General features: G+C 58.7%; 18 protein-coding genes. 10 read left to right on the top strand and 8 right to left on the bottom strand.

Features of this window, described 5'->3' with window-relative positions:
* The first annotated feature begins 4 nt into the window (after positions 1–4).
* The 4 genes from thiL to FKCLFG_RS03465 all read left to right on the top strand — a co-directional run bounded on the left by thiL (position 5) and on the right by FKCLFG_RS03465 (position 2,563).
* Positions 5–997, top strand: a complete 993-nt coding sequence (gene thiL / locus FKCLFG_RS03480) for a thiamine-phosphate kinase (protein ID WP_472614842.1) — start codon at positions 5–7, stop codon at positions 995–997.
* Positions 994–1,518, top strand: a complete 525-nt coding sequence (locus FKCLFG_RS03475) for a phosphatidylglycerophosphatase A family protein (protein ID WP_472614841.1) — start codon at positions 994–996, stop codon at positions 1,516–1,518. Before thiL ends, FKCLFG_RS03475 begins: the two co-directional genes overlap by 4 nt.
* Positions 1,519–1,571: 53 nt before the next feature.
* Positions 1,572–2,066, top strand: a complete 495-nt coding sequence (locus FKCLFG_RS03470) for a CinA family protein (RefSeq protein WP_472614840.1) — start codon at positions 1,572–1,574, stop codon at positions 2,064–2,066.
* Positions 2,067–2,338: 272 nt separating this feature from the next.
* Entirely contained in the window at positions 2,339–2,563 is a 225-nt protein-coding gene (locus tag FKCLFG_RS03465) for a hypothetical protein (protein WP_472614839.1), read from the top strand.
* Positions 2,564–2,850: 287 nt separating this feature from the next.
* Here FKCLFG_RS03465 and FKCLFG_RS03460 read toward each other — a convergent pair whose 3' ends face one another.
* Together FKCLFG_RS03460 and pyrF are read right to left on the bottom strand one after the other, a co-directional pair.
* Positions 2,851–4,290, bottom strand: coding sequence for a pyridoxal phosphate-dependent decarboxylase family protein (locus FKCLFG_RS03460; protein WP_472614838.1), 1,440 nt, complete (start codon positions 4,288–4,290; stop codon positions 2,851–2,853).
* Between the two features lie 35 nt (positions 4,291–4,325).
* Positions 4,326–5,141 carry an orotidine-5'-phosphate decarboxylase gene (pyrF, locus tag FKCLFG_RS03455; protein WP_472614837.1) on the bottom strand — a complete coding sequence of 272 codons (816 nt, stop codon included), beginning with the start codon at positions 5,139–5,141 and terminating at the stop codon, positions 4,326–4,328.
* A 159-nt stretch (positions 5,142–5,300) separates the two neighbouring features.
* Between pyrF and FKCLFG_RS03450 the strand changes: the two genes are divergently transcribed.
* The 3 genes from FKCLFG_RS03450 to FKCLFG_RS03440 are packed head-to-tail and all read left to right on the top strand — an operon-like array spanning position 5,301 to position 7,252.
* Positions 5,301–5,894 carry a LemA family protein gene (locus FKCLFG_RS03450; protein ID WP_472614836.1) on the top strand — a complete coding sequence of 198 codons (594 nt, stop codon included), beginning with the start codon at positions 5,301–5,303 and terminating at the stop codon, positions 5,892–5,894.
* 15 nt (positions 5,895–5,909) lie between these two features.
* Positions 5,910–6,749: a TPM domain-containing protein gene (locus FKCLFG_RS03445; protein WP_472614835.1), complete on the top strand. Its 840-nt coding sequence runs from the start codon at positions 5,910–5,912 to the stop codon at positions 6,747–6,749.
* 2 nt (positions 6,750–6,751) lie between these two features.
* On the top strand, positions 6,752–7,252 hold the full coding sequence (locus FKCLFG_RS03440; protein WP_472614834.1) for a TPM domain-containing protein: 501 nt from the start codon (positions 6,752–6,754) through the stop codon (positions 7,250–7,252).
* A gap of 490 nt (positions 7,253–7,742) precedes the next feature.
* Here FKCLFG_RS03440 and dacB read toward each other — a convergent pair whose 3' ends face one another.
* Positions 7,743–9,167: a D-alanyl-D-alanine carboxypeptidase/D-alanyl-D-alanine endopeptidase gene (dacB, locus tag FKCLFG_RS03435; RefSeq protein ID WP_472614833.1), complete on the bottom strand. Its 1,425-nt coding sequence runs from the start codon at positions 9,165–9,167 to the stop codon at positions 7,743–7,745.
* 353 nt (positions 9,168–9,520) lie between these two features.
* Here dacB and FKCLFG_RS03430 point away from each other — a divergent pair, with 353 nt between their 5' ends.
* On the top strand, positions 9,521–9,895 hold the full coding sequence (locus FKCLFG_RS03430; protein ID WP_472614832.1) for a hypothetical protein: 375 nt from the start codon (positions 9,521–9,523) through the stop codon (positions 9,893–9,895).
* Positions 9,896–10,180: 285 nt separating this feature from the next.
* Here the strand turns inward: FKCLFG_RS03430 and FKCLFG_RS03425 are convergent, their stop codons facing one another.
* Positions 10,181–10,918, bottom strand: a complete 738-nt coding sequence (locus tag FKCLFG_RS03425; RefSeq protein ID WP_472614831.1) for a metallophosphoesterase family protein — start codon at positions 10,916–10,918, stop codon at positions 10,181–10,183.
* A gap of 249 nt (positions 10,919–11,167) precedes the next feature.
* Positions 11,168–11,962, bottom strand: a complete 795-nt coding sequence (locus FKCLFG_RS03420) for an SDR family NAD(P)-dependent oxidoreductase (RefSeq protein WP_472614830.1) — start codon at positions 11,960–11,962, stop codon at positions 11,168–11,170.
* Between the two features lie 334 nt (positions 11,963–12,296).
* Here FKCLFG_RS03420 and FKCLFG_RS03415 point away from each other — a divergent pair, with 334 nt between their 5' ends.
* Positions 12,297–12,710 (top strand): VOC family protein, encoded by a 414-nt coding sequence (locus FKCLFG_RS03415; RefSeq protein ID WP_472614829.1) that lies wholly within the window; start codon positions 12,297–12,299, stop codon positions 12,708–12,710.
* A 48-nt stretch (positions 12,711–12,758) separates the two neighbouring features.
* Positions 12,759–13,160 carry a YciI family protein gene (locus FKCLFG_RS03410; protein ID WP_472614828.1) on the top strand — a complete coding sequence of 134 codons (402 nt, stop codon included), beginning with the start codon at positions 12,759–12,761 and terminating at the stop codon, positions 13,158–13,160.
* Here FKCLFG_RS03410 and FKCLFG_RS03405 read toward each other — a convergent pair whose 3' ends face one another.
* The 3 genes from FKCLFG_RS03405 to FKCLFG_RS03395 all read right to left on the bottom strand — a co-directional run bounded on the left by FKCLFG_RS03405 (position 13,161) and on the right by FKCLFG_RS03395 (position 17,678).
* Positions 13,161–13,922, bottom strand: a complete 762-nt coding sequence (locus tag FKCLFG_RS03405) for an enoyl-CoA hydratase (protein WP_472614827.1) — start codon at positions 13,920–13,922, stop codon at positions 13,161–13,163.
* Between the two features lie 69 nt (positions 13,923–13,991).
* Complete coding sequence (locus FKCLFG_RS03400; protein ID WP_472614826.1) at positions 13,992–15,188, bottom strand: acetyl-CoA C-acyltransferase; 1,197 nt, start codon at positions 15,186–15,188, stop codon at positions 13,992–13,994.
* A 102-nt stretch (positions 15,189–15,290) separates the two neighbouring features.
* Positions 15,291–17,678 (bottom strand): 3-hydroxyacyl-CoA dehydrogenase/enoyl-CoA hydratase family protein, encoded by a 2,388-nt coding sequence (locus FKCLFG_RS03395; protein WP_472614825.1) that lies wholly within the window; start codon positions 17,676–17,678, stop codon positions 15,291–15,293.
* Positions 17,679–17,688 lie beyond the last annotated feature (10 nt).

Raw genomic sequence — 17,688 nt, 5'->3', positions numbered from 1 at the left:
AAATATGGCATCAACAGTCCCCAAAAGCACGATTTCCGAATTTGACCTGATTGCTCGCTTCTTCACCCGCCCCAATCGGAGCCGTTCCCAAATTACCTTGGGCATCGGCGACGATTGCGCTCTGCTGCGTCCGACGCCCGGCATGGAGCTGGCGGTCTCAAGCGACATGCTGGTCGAGGGACGGCATTTTTTCCCCGACGCCGATCCGAAGAAACTCGGCCATAAATGCCTGGCCGTGAACCTGTCCGACCTGGCGGCGATGGGCGCTCGGCCGCTCGGCTTTACGCTGGCGTTTTCCTTGCCGCAGGCTGACGAAGCGTGGCTGGCGGGGTTTGCCGACGGCTTGTTCGCGCTGGCCGACGCCCACGATTGCGCACTGATCGGCGGCGATACCACGCGGGGGCCATTGAATATTTGCATCACGATCTTCGGCGAAATCCCGCCCGGGCAAGCGCTACGGCGCGACGCCGCGCAAACCGGCGACGATATCTGGATCTCCGGCACGCTGGGCGACGCGCGTCTGGCGCTGGCCGGCTTGCGGCAGGAAGTCGCGCTCGACCACGCAAGCCAGGCCGCTGCCGCGCTGCGCATGGATGCACCGTCCCCGCGCGTGGCGCTCGGACTGGCCTTGCGCGGCATCGCCCATGCCGCCATCGATATCTCGGACGGCTTGAGCGGCGACCTCGGACATATCTTGCAGCGCTCCGGTTGTGGCGCGCGGATCAACCTCGATGCACTGCCGCTGGGCCCGGTACTAACGCGACAGCCGCAAGCGCTACAGCGCCAATTTGCACTGGCCGGCGGCGACGATTACGAACTCTGTTTCACCGCCGCCACCGCGCACCGGGCCGCGGTTCTGGCTGCGGCGCACGCTGCCGGCACCGCCGTCACGCGCATCGGCAGCATCGAGCCGGCCACCGGCCTGCGTCTGGTTGACGCCGACGGCGCGACGCTCGATCTGCAGTACTCTTCTTTCGACCATTTCACGTCCCCATGAACACACCAAAACCCAGCCACAGCGCCCACCCAATCAAGGCCACTGCCCGCTTCATGCTGGCCCATCCGGCGCATCTGATCGCCCAGGGCTTCGGCAGCGGCTTGTCGCCGATCATGCCAGGCACCTCCGGCACGTTGTACGCTTGGCTGTCGTTTGCAGTTTTGAGCTTGCGCTGGCCGGAGCTCTTCACCCCGACCAACTGGGCCATCATCATAGTGCTCGGCTTCGCGCTCGGGGTCTGGGTCTGCGCCATCACCGGGCGCAATCTGGGCGCGCCCGACCACGGCAGCATGGTGTGGGATGAAATCATCGCGTTCTGGCTGGTGCTGCTCTTCATTACACCGGCCGACTTCAATACCCAATGCTGGGCCTTTGTCTGGTTCCGTTTTTTTGATATGGTTAAGCCGCCACCGATTCGCTATTTCGACCAACACCTCAAGGGAGGCTTTGGCGTAATGTGGGACGACATCATGGCAGCGTTTTACACCTTGCTGGTGTTCGCGTTGTGGCGCGCAATGTAAAGATTTAGGACTAAGTTTAGATTTACAACAGTGACAAACCAGAGGGGACTGAAATGGAAGACATCATCAAATTGGCCGCAGAAGTCGGCCAGGCACTGCAACAAAAAGACTTGCTGCTAGCCACCGCAGAATCCTGCACTGGCGGCGGCGTGGCGCAAGCGATCACTGAAATTGCCGGTTCCTCGGAATGGTTCGACTGCGGCTACATCCCCTATTCAAACGACTCGAAGACTGAAATGCTGGGCGTGTCGGCAGTGCTGATTGCGCAACACGGCGCGGTCAGCGAAGAAATCGCCGCTGCGATGGCCCAAGGCGCACTGGTCAACAGCAATGCGCACATCGCCATCGCCACCACAGGAATTGCCGGCCCCACCGGCGCAGTGCCGGGCAAGCCAGTCGGCACCGTCTGCTTCAGCTGGGCCATGGGTGGGCGGACCATAACCGAACGCAAGGTGTTCGTTGGCGACCGGCACGCGGTGCGTGAACAGACCGTGGTACATAGCTTGAACGGGATATTGCGCTTCCTGAAAACGCCTGTTTCATCCTAAAAACGACGGTTTTACAGCGCCACCTCAACCGCACCTCATTGCAGGGCACGAACCAACTGGCACGCCACATGCTCACCCGCATGCGTGCCTGGTTCTGGCAACCGGTCCGGTTAGCATATGCCCAATCATTCCCGGCAACGGATTTGCATGGCAAATCGCCACTTCAATTAGCACCTTTTTGAGCCGCGACAACAAAGTAATCACTAAATTTAATTAAACTAAATTGCGCAATATCGCGCGACTTATGCAACTTATATTTGAGGAAAAACAATATGAATAAGCTTATTGCAGTGCTGAGCATATCCTTGGGTGTACTGGCAGGATGCGCGCAACCTGGACACGACAAGATGCATAAAGACCGCATGATGGATAAGCAGGACTCGAATAAGCAGGACATGATGATGAAGGACTGCAAAATGGAGAAAGATGAAATGATGATGAAAGAGTGCATGATGAAGAATGACGAAATGAAAAATAAGCCACAATCACAATATTAGCTGCCGCTTATACGATAGAGGTGGACCAGCTACTGATGCCTCTACGGTGCGACTTGGCATATGCCAGCCACACGGGACACTGAGCGTCTCGGTGTTTTCCGTTGTGGCTGCCTGTTAATTCTGCCAATTCTGTCTGCCAATTCTGCTTATCCTGCTTTCATGCTGTTTTCAGCATAATCCCAATACAACCAGCGATTCCGTCCCGGCGGTCGAGCCCAGCCAGCCGCCATGAATGAAGTTCGCGCCATGCTGGCCATTAAGCTGTTTCAATATCTATCGCATCTTTTTTACTTGCCCGCTGCATCGCCCAGCTTGATCACTGCGTCGAACAGGGCGTCGATATCGCGCTTCTCGGTGCGATGGTTGACGATCGCCACCCGTATCGCCAGGCAGCCGTGGACCGTGGTGGCGGATGGGGCGGCGATGCCGGATTCGTGCAGATCGGCGATCAGTTCGGCATTGACGCGATCACACTCGGCGCTGCGATAGCGAAAACAAACGATATTGAGCGAGGCCGGTGACAGCAGTTCCAGCTTCGGTTCGGCCTCGATTTTTTGCTGCAGGTATTGCGCCAGCGCACAAGTGCCGGCAATCACCCGCCCGAGCTTTTCAGCGCCGTAGACCTTGATCGTAAACCAGGTTTTGAGGGCGCGAAAACCGCGCGACAGGTCGGGGCCAAAATCGCAAGGCCAGGGCGAACCGGCCGCCAGACCGCGTGTTTCTCTGCGCAGATACGCCGCCGGCGAAGCAAAGGCGTCGTGATGTACTGTGCCATCCCTCACCAGAAAGAAGCCAGCGTCGTAAGGTACCTGCATCCATTTGTGGAAATCGAAGGCGATGCTGTCGGCGCGCTCGATGCCTTTCAGACGCGGCGCGATTTCGCTTGATAACATCCCGAGCGCACCGTAAGCGCCATCGACATGGAACCACAGCCTTTCTCTGGCCGCGATATCAGCCAGCGCGGTCAAGTCATCAATCGCGCCGTGGTTGACCGTGCCGGCCGAGCCGGCAATGAAGAATGGCGTGAAACCCTGTGCGCGATCGGCAACAATCGCGCGCTGCAGCGCCGCCAGGTCCATCTGATGCTGCGCATTCATCGGAATCACCCGCAAGGCATCAAAACCCAGCCCGGACAAATCGACCGCTTGCGCAATGCATCCGTGCGCGCCGGCCGAAGTGTAGGCGGTCAGCCGGCGGTCGTCGGCGGCCAGCCCGTGCTGCCGCACTTCCAGCCCGAGCGCCGCAGTGCGCGCCACCAGCACGCTCATCAGGTTCGCCATCGAACTGCCGGTGACGAACAGGCCGGTGGCCGTATCCGGGAAGCCGAACAGTTCGCGCACCCAGCGTAGCACTTGGCGTTCCACTTCCAGCGGCATCTGATCGCGCGCGCCGAGATTGGCGTTCAAACCGGCCGCCAGCATCTCGGCCAGCATGCCGACCGGATTGCCGCCGCCCTGCACCCAGCCCATGAAGCCGGGATGCGTATTGCCGCCTGCATACGGCAGAATATCCTGCATGAAACTGTCATGCACAGCGGCCAAAGCAGTCGGCGCGGTCGGCAACGGTTCGGTGAAAATGTCGCGCTTGTGCTGCGGGATCGGTTGCCAGACCGGGCGCTGGCGCACGTTCGCCATGTAATCAATGATGTCGTCCAGCATTAGGTGGCCTTGCGCACGCAGCGCTTGCCAGTCATCCGGGTCCAGCGAGGGGGAATCTTTCGAAATCATTTTTTGCTTATTTCTCTTGATGTGCGAAATGGAGATTATTTACGGCAGCGATTGATCGCATCCCGCGTCGCCAGCGCCACCACGCGTGCGGCAGCGGCAAAATCCTCGCCCTGCCCCGCATACAAAATGGCGCGGGAAGAATTGATCATCATGCCGCAGCCATCGGCGGTCTTGCCCGCTGCCACGGTGGCGGCAACGTCGCCGCCCTGCGCGCCGATGCCGGGCACCAGCAGCGGCATCTCGCCGACAATCGCGCGCACCGCAGCCAGTTCGTTGGGGAAGGTCGCGCCGACCACCAGCGCGCACTGGCCGTTGGTGTTCCATTTTTCGGCCACCAGTTGCGCCACATGTTGGTACACCGGACGGCCGTTGGCGTTCAGGAATTGCAGGTCGGAGCCGCCCGGGTTCGAGGTGCGGCACAACACGATGGTGCCGCGATCCTGCCATTCCAGATACGGCGCGACTGAATCGGAACCCATGTACGGGTTCACCGTCACCGCATCGGCACCGTAGCGCTCGAACGCTTCGCGCGCATATTGTGCGGCGGTAGCGCCGATATCGCCGCGTTTGGCGTCCAGAATCACCGGCAGTTGTGGATAATTGACGCGCAAGTAGCTGCACAGCGCTTCCAGCTGATCTTCGGCCCGCATCGCGGCAAAATAGGCGATTTGCGGCTTGAACGCGCACGCGGTATCGGCTGTCGCATCGATAATCGCCTTGCAGAAAGTGAAGATCGCGTCCGGTTGCCCTTGCAGATGAGGCGGGAATTTGCTGATGTCGGGGTCCAGCCCAACGCACAACAGAGAATCGTGCGCGGCCCAGGCGGCGGAGAGTTTTTCGATGAATGTCATGACGTGTCTTGAGTGAGGCAAACCCGTGCATTGTAACGCCACCGATCATGCTGTTTCGGACGGCGAACAATTGAAATCCCGGCACAGTCCCCAAAATAAGCTTTGAGCGGTAACATGATGATCACTGCATTACTATCCCAATACTTCAGGAAAAATAAAATGAACAAATGGCTGAAACTGATTGCAATCGCGGTGTTGAGCGTCACCCTGTCGGCCTGCGGCTATAACGATTTTCAGGCCAAGGATGAAGGCATCAAGGGGGCTTGGGGCGAAGTGGTCAACCAATACCAGCGCCGCGCCGATCTGATCCCGAATCTGGTCAATACGGTCAAGGGTTACGCCTCGCACGAAAGTGCAACGCTGGAAGCCGTGATCAAGGCGCGCTCCGCCGCCACCAGCTTCCAGATCACGCCGGAAGTATTGAACAATCCGGAAGCCTTCAACAAGTTCCAGCAAGTACAGGGCGAATTGTCCGGCGCGCTGTCGCGCCTGATGGCGGTGTCGGAAAATTATCCGAATCTGAAAGCCGACACCAGCTTCCGCGATCTGCAATCACAGCTGGAAGGCACCGAAAACCGGATCACCGTGGCGCGCCAGCGTTACATTGTTGCCGTGCAAGAATACAACGTGCTGGCGCGCAGCTTCCCGACCAATCTGACTGCGATGGTCTTCAGCTACAAAGTCAAGCCCTCGTTTACGGTCGAGAATGAAAAAGCAATCTCGAACGCACCCACAGTGAATTTCGGCAAATAATTTTCACACACAAGCATGTACACATTCCGTATTCTGCTCACCTGCACCCTGGCGCTATGGTTGTCGATGGCTGGCGCGCAGGCGCAGGTGCAAGCGCAGTTACAAGGCCTTGTAGCGGTGCCGCCGCTGTCGGCCCATGTAATCGATCAGGCCGGGATGCTGGACGCCAAGCAGCGCAGCAATCTGGACCAGGTGTTGAAGGAATACGAAGTCCGCAGCGGTAGCCAGATTGCGATTTTGCTGGTGACTAGCACCGCGCCGGAAGCCATCGAGCAATACAGCATCCGGGTAGCCGACGCCTGGAAGCTGGGGCGCAAAGGCGTCGATGACGGCGTCATCCTGGTGGTCGCAAAAGACAACGATAAAGCCTTGCGCCGCTTGCGCATCGAGGCCGGGCGCGGGATTCAGGGCACCGTCACCGATGCCCAGTCGAAACGCATCCTGCAGGACGTGATCGCGCCGTATTTCCGCCAGAACGATTATCACGGCGGGCTGGTGGCCGCCATCACCGCACTGACCACACTGATGGATCAGGAGCATCTGCCAGCGCCCACCGGCAAGAGTAAACAACAGGCGACGGACGATGGGCTCTCGGGCTGGCTGCCGATCCTGTTTCTGTTATTCATGTTCATCGCCATCATCTATCAGCGCTCGCGCAGTTCCTTCAAATACGGCGCCAAGGGCCGCAACGCCGGCGTGATTCTGGGCAGCGCCGGACTAGGGGGCCTGCTGGGCGGCGAATTCGGCAGACATTCCGGTGGCTCATCCCGTGGTGGTTTTGGCGGCGGTGGTGGCGGTGGTTTTGGTGGTGGAGGTGGTGGTTTTGATGGCGGTGGCGCGTCGGGGGATTGGTGATGATGCATTTACTTACACGCCTGAAGCGGCATCTGCTGACGACTTCCGGCACCGGCCGCCGCGTTTTTCCGCCCGCCACCCTGAAAGCGATTGAAGCCGCCATCGCCGCAGGCGAAGCGCTGCACCGGGCCGAAGTCTGCCTGATCATCGAGCCGTCGCTGACCCTGGCCGAAGTGCTGCAGCATGTCTCGGCCCGCGACCGTGCCCGCGAACTGTTCGCACTGCATCGGATCTGGGATACCGAAGAGAATTGCGGCGTACTGGTTTACGTCAATCTAGCCGATCGCAAGGTCGAGATCGTGACCGACCGGGGCGTAGGCCGGCAGGTTGACAGCAGCGACTGGCAAGCAATTTGTCACGCCATGACACACGGCTTCGCCCGTGACGAGTTTCACCACAGCGTCATTACGGCGCTGCAAAAAATCAATGCATTGCTGCAGAAGCATTACCCGGCGCAGGGCGCGAGCAGCAATCAACTCGACAACCGGCCGGTGCTGCTGTGATGCAATGCTCTGCGTGAGCAATATACTCCAATAGGCGACATCGTTTTCCGCATATACCTAATGCGGAAAACTTGCATACCCCCGTAAAAATTATTACCAGGGTAATTATTCAGCCCACTATACGGTGGATATCCACGTGATGAATTTATGCTATTGACGGTTGTCTTGACGCTGTTTTTGACGTTAGGCCGCTTGGGACGCAGCCGTTTGTGCGCTGAAGAAAATGGATCAGAAATGAAGGCTGTCTGAGCGTAGCGAGTTCCTTCATTTCCCATTTTTTGCAGCACACAAACGGGTACCCGAAGGGCAAGTCTGCGGTCGCCTTTCTTTTGCTTACTTTTCTTTGGCGAAGCAAAGAAAAGTGAGTAGCTGTCGGGCTACCCCGACAAAGCATCCACGAAGAGTGCAGCGATTAATTAAGTCGTCGACTTTGCAATCACCCTCTCCCGCAAGCGGGCGAGGGGGCATCCCTAGGGGGCTGAACAGTAACTTACCCAGCCTGATAAATCCACTGCAGCAACGCATCCTGCGCCGCGCGTCCCGCTGCGGCGTTGCGATCGTTAATCAGGCACACCACCACATAGCGCCGGCCGGACGCGGCCAGTACAAAGCCGGCAATCGAACGCACCTGGTCCAGCGAACCGGTCTTGATATGGGCATGGCCGGCGATATCGTCATCCCGCAGCCGCTTGCGCATCGTGCCATCCAGCCCCACCAGCGGCAGCGACCCGATGAATTCCGGCATGGTCGGCGCATGGAATGCCGCCACCAGCATGCGCCCCAGAGTGCGGGGTGAAATACGTTCGGTGCGCGACAAGCCGGAACCGTTGTCGATCACCAGTTCCGGCGCAGCGATGCCCTTGCCCGCCAGCCAGAAACGCACCGCATCGGCACCGCGCCGGGTGCTGGCCGGCAGCAGCGGGATTGCGGGCGACAGGCTTAACAAAACCTGGCGCGCCATCACGTTGTTGCTGTATTTGTTGATATCGCGGACGATTTCCGGCAGCGCCTGGGATGACCATTCGGCAATCAGGCTGGCGTCGTCAGGCAGGCGGCCGTTGATGACTGCGCCATTGAACGTCCCGCCCAGGTCCAGCCACATCTGGCGAAACATCTTGCCGAAAAACTCCACATGGCTGATTCGGTAAGGGTTCATGTACCAGGTCTTGTCGCCGCATGCGACCGGAAACGCGCCGTTAAAAACGAGGCCATCGGCGGTGAATTCAGCGCCCAGCTTATCCTGCCAGTTACCGCAATCGCCGTTTGAGAGCAGCGGCGCGGCGACCCTGAATCCGGCAAACGGCAAATCCATCGAGACCCGCACGGTGCCAGCCGCATCCGGCAAGAAGCGCACACCTATCGTCTTGTAGTTCAGCAACAAGGCGTCCGGCCCGACGTTGTACGGCTTGCCGGGCTCGTCATCGAAGGCGGCCGCATCGTGCGGATTGTCCTCGAACGCACTGCGGTCGAGCACCAGATTGCCGCTGATTTCGCGGATTCCCTGAGCCCGAATCCGGCGCAGGAACAGCCAGAAATTCTCCAGCACCAGTTTCGGGTCGCCGCTGCCCTGGATGATCAAATCGCCTTGCAGCACATCGCCGCGCTGCGGCCCGGCTCCATAAGCCCGGGTTTTCCAGGCGTAAGTAGGACCCAGCAGTTCCAGCGCCGCATCGGTAGTCACCAGCTTCATCACCGATGCCGGACTGAACGCGACCGCTGCATTGACCTCCAGCAACGCCGCGCCAGCCGACACGTCCTGCACATAAATCCCGACCCCGGCCACCGGAATGCCGGCGCGCTGCAGAGCGTCATCCACCGTCGCCGGCAACGTCTGAGCCCAGCCCGCAGCGGCCCACACCAGCAAGCAACTCCCGGCGGCCAATCTGGCAAATTTGTTAATGGTAAATAAGTGCATCGTATTCCTGTTGGTAATTTGAGGCGCATGCGGCCGTTGCACTTGTTCGCCAATCTCTCTGGCGCGAGCACACGGATGGGCCCTGCAGACAAATTTTACTATGCGCGCTAGCGTACAGAATCAGCTGGGCAGTTCGCGTAGCATCATCAACAATCGCAACGCATCGACAGGATATGCGCCGGGGTTATCGGTGCGTGTCGGTTGCGGATGCGACCTTGCAATAGCGATGGTCTGATCTGCCGACACTGAACCTTGTCGTCGGAAACTGATCGAATCCGGGTGGCTGCTCACAATAACGTGCGTAGTACTCGTTTGCCAAATAAAGGAAATCATCATGAAGTACTCAAAACTGTTTGTTGCAATATTGGCTGCTCTCGCGCTGGGTGGATGTATTTCGCTTCCCGCAGGTCCGGCCGGACCGCAAGGAGAGCCCGGATACACAGGGGCAACCGGTGACACCGGCGCGACTGGATACACCGGTGCAACCGGCAGGGCTGGCGGTGCCGGCGCAACCGGTGCCACCGGATACACTGGCGCAACCGGGGAAACCGGTGCCACTGGATACACTGGCGCAACCGGGGATACTGGCGCGACTGGATACACCGGTGCCACTGGGGATACCGGTGCCACCGGATACACCGGTGCAACTGGAGGCACCGGCGCCACCGGCAGGACTGGCGCAAGAGGAAACACGGGCACCAGAACCTCAAATGGCGAAACCATCGTGATTGTGCCGCCGCCGCGCTAAGGAACCCCGGGCGAACCCTGGCTTGGTAGTTACGGGTTCGCCAAGGAATCTGGATGCTGTGGGGTTTAGGGTAGCCATTTGCCCGCAAGCCGCATAATGAAATTACACATGCAGATGGGCAACATTGGACGCTGCCAAGCCAAACCTTATTCTGCCTAGCTGATGCGCACCGATGTATTGTCGTTATTGGCCAATATGCGAGATTCGTGAATGGCTGGAGTCGCCCCGAAGCGGTCAATTCGTGCAGATTAATGTTTAGCCATGTTCAAGACATGTACCCAGACAATAGGGCTTTGGCCCAATCCTGCCTTTGCCGCCCCTGCGCGAGTTTCGACATCGCCTTGTAATCGTAGGAAACCGCAATGAGCGCACCCGCCCACACACCATCCCGTCGCTCTATGATTGCATAGCGGGCGTCTGGGCTACCAGCCTCAATAACGTGTGGATACGGATAAATGTCGTCGTAGGCTGGGAGCCCTACGCTGCCTGGATTCACGATTAGTTGAGCAACCGATGAACGCACCAACCTTGGAACATGAGTGTGTCCACAGGCAATCAGTTCAGCGCGAACTGCGCCAAGGCGTGCATCAATCTCTAGCTGCGTGGCAGCACGTACGTGTGTAGGCTCGACCGTTTCGAGAAAATACTCGACGTCACTCGCTGGAGTGCCGTGGCAAAGCAACACTTCAGGACTAAACGTAACACTCGGCTTCAGTGAGGCCAGCCAGTCAAACTCTTTGGCGGTTAGTTTGGAATGCGTGAATTCGTCAGAGGCACCGCGCTGGCCCGGCCCGTGAGTAAGAAGCTGGCGCTCGTGGTTGCCGGCAAGATGAACCCAATCTTGTGACATTAGGAACTGCGCCGTTTCGAGGGGCAATAACGGGCCCGACAAACTGTCTCCAAGGTTAACTACGGCATCGACGCCGCGGCGTTTGATGTCTCGCACAACCGCCTCAAGTGCGGGTAAGTTTCCATGAATGTCTGATACAACGGCAATACGCATAGAGTGGGCTTTCACGATAACTATAGGAAAACGTCCTAAAAGACGTAATTTTTGCGCCACTTACGCCAACAGTCGCTGCCAAGCCAAACCTTATCCTGCCTAGCTGATGCGCACGGATGATTGTCGTTATTGGCCAATATGCAAGATTCGTGAATGGCTGGAGTCGCCCCGAAGCAGTCAATTCGTGCAGATTAATGTTTAGCCATGTTCGCCAAATCGTTCTTGTAAGAGCCGAACATACGCATGCCATCAAGCGATGGTTTCGACCACACCGCCATCCACCCGCAGTGCCGCGCCGGTGGTGGCCGAAGCTTGGGGAGAAGCGGCGTAGACGACCAGATTCGCCACCTCTTCTACGGTCGCTGCGCGCTGGATGATCGAACTGGGGCGATGCTTCATTACAAAAGCTGCTGCCGTCGCTTCCATAGACAAGCCTGATGCCTTCTGCTCTTCTTTCAGCATGGCTTCGAGGCCATCCGATAAGGTTGGACCGGGCAGAATGGCGTTGACGGTAACGCCCGTGCCCGCAACACGCTTGGCCAGCCCGCGTGAGATCGAAAGGAGTGCTGTCTTGGTGAAGCCGTAGTGGATCATGTCGGCAGGAATGTTCAGCGCCGACTCCGAGGATAGAAACAGTACGCGGCCCCAATGACGTTGCACCATGCCGGGCAGATAGGCACGCGACAGCCGCACCCCCGACATGACATTCACCTCGAAAAATCTGTTCCATTCGGCATCCGGAATCTCGAAGAAATCCTGCAGCCCGTAGATGCCGACGTTGTTGACCAGGATGTCGACTGATGGCTGCGCAGCCACCAGTGCCGCGCAGCCATCGGCAGAACCGACATCGGCCGCAACGCCACGGATGTTCGCTTGCGCAACTTCCAACATCAGCCTGGCGACGGCACGTTCGACAGCGGCTGCCGTGCGGCCATTCACTATCACTTCGGCACCCGCCTGCGCCAAGCCTTTGGCGATGGCGTAGCCGATGCCGGCCGTGGAACCTGTGACGATGGCAGTCTTGCCGGAGAGGTCGATTTTCATGAGAGTGATCCTTTTGTGACGGAGATGAGAAGTGCGCAATCAGCGTGGAAAAGTGTGTCAATAGTGCCGCGGCGGCCCTCAAGCAAGCCGCACCTCGCGGCCAATATGGCAAGTTTAACAATATATTCTGCTGTTGTTCGATACTGAGCGATTTGGGGTGTATCGGAGGGCCGTGGCAGGCTCCGGGCGTCGGGAGGACTGCGATCCGGATGAAAAAAGTTTGTGCAAAGTCGACTGTGCGCAGCCTCGTTCGTCGTAGAGTCAAAGTGCGGATTCTCCAACCGGCCGGGTCCGTCCGCAAGTCCGGCTGCTAACCCAACCCGAAAGGATTCCTATGCAAGTCCAACCCTATCTGTTCTTTGATGGCCGTTGCGAAGAGGCCATCGAGTTCTACCGTAGCGCGCTCGGCGCAGAAGTGATGATGCTGATGCGCTTCCAGGACAGCCCGGAGCCGCACGAGCCTGGGATGTGTCCGCCCGGTTCGGAGAACAAGGTGATGCATGCGAGCTTGCGCATCGGCGATACAACGATGATGGCTTCAGATGGCCGCTGCCTGGGGCAGCCGAATTTCCAGGGCTTTGCGCTCTCGCTCGCAGTGCCTGATGATGCCGAGGCCGAAAGGCGGTTCGCCGCTCTGGCCGACGGCGGGCAGGTCCAGATGCCATTGGCCAAGACCTTTTATTCCTCGCGCTTCGGCATGGTTGCCGACCGTTTCGGCGTTGGCTGGATGGTCATCGTCATGCCCTGAGCCGGTCCAAAAGCCCTGCCCCAACGCCCACCAGAAGGAGTTACCGCAATGCGATTCATGATGCTGATGATCCCCAACGGGTATGAGAATGCAGCGCCGGGTACCATGCCGGACGCCAAGGCGGTTGAAGCGATGATGCAGTACAACGAATCCCTGCAAAAGGCCGGCGTGCTGCTCGCACTCGCTGGCCTGCACCCGCCCTCGATGGGTGCGCGCGTCACGTTTTCCAGAGGTAAGCCGATGGTGGCCGACGGTCCCTTCTCTGAGGTGAAGGAAACGCTCGGCGGCTACTGGATGATTCAGGTGAAGTCGAAGCGAGAGGCGCTCGAATGGGCCTCGCGCTGCCCCGCTTCCGACAATGAAACCATCGAGGTGCGTCAGGTGATGGAGTTCTCGGACTTCCCTGCTGACGCCGGCGAACCACCGGCATCTTTTGGCAGCGTCAATTGATCAGGAAAATTGCGTGAAATCCGGTTTGCGTTTCTCCAGAAATGCGCTGATAGCTTCTTTCGCTTCCGGCGCAGACAGCATCGCGCGGAAATATTGCCCCTCTTCCGCGATTTTGGCTTCAATCGCCGCTTTCTGACTCTTCATCAAACGCTTGGTGGTGCGAATCGAAGAAGCTGGCAAAGCCACCAATTTAGCGGTCTGTTGGCGCGCAAACTCCAGCAATTGATCGGCCGGCAAAATACGATTCACCAAGCCCATGTCGAAAGCTTCCTGGGCTAAAAATGCTTCACCCAACAGCAACTTCTCCGCTGCGCGCTGATAGCCGACAATCTGCGGAAACAGCAGGCTCGACGCTGCTTCCGGGCACAGGCCGAGTTGCGAGAACGGCATCGAGAAGCGGGCGTTATCGGCCGCATACACCAGGTCGCAATGCATCAGCATGGTGGTGCCGATGCCGACCGCTGCGCCGGATACCGCCGCCACGATCGGTTTGCTGGCGTGGCTGATCTGCTGCAGGAACTGGAATACCGGGCTGGCTTCAGTGCGTGGCGGATTTGCCATGAAATCTGCCAGGTCATTGCCGGCGGTAAAAATTTCCGGCTTGCCGACGAACAGGATGGCACGCACCGCGCCGTCTGTTTCTGCATCCTGCAAGGCATCGGCCATGCTTTGATACATCGCGGCGGTGATCGCATTTTTCTTGTCGGGACGATTGAATTCTATCGTCAGGATGCCCGCATTCTTGCTGGTCAAAATATCCATCTTGTCTCCCTAATATTAAAAAAGCGCGCCGGGATTGCCGGTCGCGCCTGTCGATGCAATCAAGCGTGATTACATGCGCTCGAAAATCCCAGCCGCGCCCATGCCGGTACCGACGCACATGGTCACCATACCGTATTTCAGGTTGTTGCGGCGCAATGCGTGGATGGTGGTGGCGGAGCGGATCGCGCCGGTTGCGCCCAGCGGATGGCCCAGCGCAATCGCGCCGCCCATCGGGTTGACTTTGGATGGATCGAGGCCGAGGTCCTGAATCACTGCCAGCGATTGCGCAGCGAACGCTTCATTCAGCTCGAACCAGTCGATCTGGTCCTGCGTGATGCCGGCGGCCTTGCAGGCGGCAGGAATCGCAAATTTCGGTCCTATTCCCATGATTTCCGGCGGCACGCCCCTGACTGCGAACGAGGCGAAACGTGCCAGCGGAGTCAGGTTGAACTGCCTCAGGATTTTCTCGCTGACCAGGATCAGCGCGCCGGCGCCATCCGACATTTGCGAGCTGTTGGCCGCAGTCACCGTGCCCTTGGCGGCGAATACCGGTTTCAGGCGACCCAGCGATTCCAACGTGGAGTCGGCGCGTGCGCCCTCATCCTGGCTGACGGTGCGGGTCTTGATGTCGATCTGGCCGGTGGCCAGGTTCGGCACCCGTTCGATGATATCGACTGAAGTCATTTCATCGTTGAAGTAACCGGCCTGCTGGGCGGCAATCGCCTTGCGGTGCGAATCCACCGCGAACTGATCCTGCGCTTCACGCGAGATTTTCCATTGCTGCGCGACTTTCTCTGCAGTCAGGCCCATGCCGTAGGCCATGCCGATATTTTCATCCTTGAAGAGGTTCATGTTCATCGACGGATGGTGGCCCATCATCGGCACCATCGACATCGATTCCGCACCGGCGGCAATCATCACATCGGACTCACCGACACGGATGCGGTCTGCCGCCATCGCAATCGTGGTGATGCTGGACGCGCAGAAGCGGTTGACGGTGACGCCGCCGATGGTATTGGGTAATCCGGCCAGCAATATCGCCATGCGCGCCATGTTGCCGCCCTGCTCCGCTTCCGGAAAAGAACAGCCGACGATGGCGTCTTCGATCAGTGCCGGGTCGAGGTTCGGCACCTGCAGCAGCGCGCTTTGCAGCACGCGCACCAGTAGGTCGTCCGGACGGGTATTTCTGAACATGCCGCGCGGCGCCTTGCCGATCGGGGCACGGGTTGCAGCAACGATGTAGGCTTCTTGAAGTTGTTTGGTCATTGTGGTGCTCCTTGTTTTAACTCCCTGCGCTTCAGGCGCAGGGAGAAAAATCGGCCACCCCTAATTTAATAGGAGTGATGATATTAGTTACTAGTTAAGTTACTAGTTGCGAACTGGTTTGCCGGTCTGCATCATGCCCATGATCCGCTCTTGGGTCTTGGGATGGTTCAGCAATTCCATGAAGGCTTTGCGCTCCAGATCGAGCAGCCATTGCTCATTCACGATGCTGCCCTGTTCGACTTCGCCGCCGGAGACGATTTCGGCGATCATCGCGCCCAACTTGTAGTCGTGGGCCGAGATGAAGCCGCCGTCGCGCATGTTGACCAGTTGCGCCATGATGGTTGCCATGCCATAGCGGCCCGCCACCGGCACTTGCACCGGCAGCGGAGCGCGATAACCGGCGTCGAACATTGCGCGCGCTTCGACTTTGGCTACATGCAGCAACTCATAAGTGTTGAATACGATCACGTCGTCAGCCGACAGGTAACCCATTTTCTGCGCTTCCAATGCCGATTTCGACACATTCGCCATGGCGGCATTGGTGAAAGAGACTTTCAGGAATTGCAGCAAATCGTTGCCTTTGGCGTTGGCGGCGGCGCGCACGGCAGCTTCTTTCAAGCCGCCGCCGGCAGGGATCAGGCCGACGCCGACTTCCACCAGGCCGATGTAGGATTCGATCGAGGCCACCCGCTTGGCCGCGTGCAGCATAATTTCGCAACCGCCGCCCAGCGCCAGGCCGGCGACTGCGGCGACTACCGGCACATTTGCATATTTCAGCGCCTGATGGGCGTTTTGCAGCTTGACGACTTCCGGCTCGATCGCCTTGACGCCACCGGACATGAACAGCGGCAGCATCGATTGCAAATCGGCCCCGGCGGAGAAAGCGCCGCCTTCGGCTGCATCGGCCTGCCAGATCACCAGACCCTTGAAATTCTTTTCAGCTTCCGCCAGCGCCATTTTCATGCCGTTGACCACGCCGTCGCCGATCACGTGCATCTTGGTCTTGAACGACAGGATCAGCACATCGTCGTTCTGATGCCAGATCCGCACCGAATCGTCTTCATGCACGGTCACGCCGGCAGTGCGGCCATCGGCTGCGCCGTCGCCAAAGACCGGCGCGCGGAATATCTGGCGCGCATAGACTGGCAGAGTGGAACGCGGTGCATAGCTGTTGCTGATGACAGAATACGAGCCGTCAGCGGTATGCACCCCTTCACGGCCGTCGAACACCCAGGCCGGCAGCGGCGCATCGCACAGCGCGTGGCCGGCGTCGATGTCGTCCTTGACCCAGCTTGCAACTTGCTGCCAGCCGGATGCTTGCCAGGTTTCAAACGGGCCGACGTTCCAGCCGAAACCCCAGCGCATCGCGAAATCGATATCGCGGGCATTGTCGGCCACGGTATCCAGATGGATCGCGATGTAATGGAACACATCGCGGAAAATGGCCCACAGGAATTGCGCTTGCGGGTTGCTCGATTCGCGCAGCGCTTTCATGCGCTTGACCGGATCTTTTTCTTTCAGGATACGGGCCACAATATCGGCGGCCTTGGCGCCGCCTGCGACGTATTCACCGCTGGCGAAATCGAGCCGCTGGATTTCCTTGCCGACTTTCTTGTAGAAACCGGCGCCGCTCTTCTGACCGAGTGCGCCGGCAGCCACCAGCGTAGCCAGCACATCCGGCGTTTTGTAGATCGCAAAGAACGGGTCATCGGCCAGATTGTCCTGCATGGTCTTGATGACGTGGCCCATGGTGTCGAGCCCGACCACGTCGGCAGTGCGGAACGTGCCAGAAGAGGCGCGCCCCAGTTTCTTGCCGGTCAGGTCATCGACCACATCCACCGTCAAGCCGAATTTTTCGGCCTCAAACATGGTTGCCATCATGCCGAATACGCCCACGCGGTTGGCGATGAAGTTCGGCGTATCCTTGGCGCGCACCACGCCTTTGCCCAGCGTGGTGGTCAGGAAGCCTTCGAGCTGGTCGATGATTTCGGGACGGGTCGCAACGGTCGGGATCAGTTCCACCAGATGCATATAGCGCGGCGGGTTGAAGAAATGCACGCCGCAGAAGCGTTCTTTCAGTTCCGCGCTGAAGCCTTCGGACAATCCGGTGATCGACAGGCCGGAAGTGTTGGAAGCGAAAATCGCGTTCGGCGCGATGAATGGGGCGACCTTCTGATACAGGTCGTGCTTCCAGTCCATCCGTTCGGCAATCGCTTCGATGATCAGGTCGCAGCCCTTGAGCAGCTCCAGGTTGTCTTCGTAATTGGCGACTTCGATATAGGCGGCGTCATCCTTGTTGCCGAACGGCGCCGGGTTGAGTTTTTTCAGATTCTCGATGGCGCGCAGGACGATGCCGTTTTTCGGCCCTTCCTTGGCAGGCAGATCGAACAATACAACCTGTACTTTGGCATTGATGCAATGGGCGGCGATTTGCGCCCCCATGACGCCGGCACCCAGTACTGCAACTTTTTTTACGATGAAATTCGACATCATTTAATCC

This window comes from Gelidimonas denitrificans, from assembly GCF_055694065.1.
This window is presented reverse-complemented; position numbering and strand designations above follow the sequence as displayed.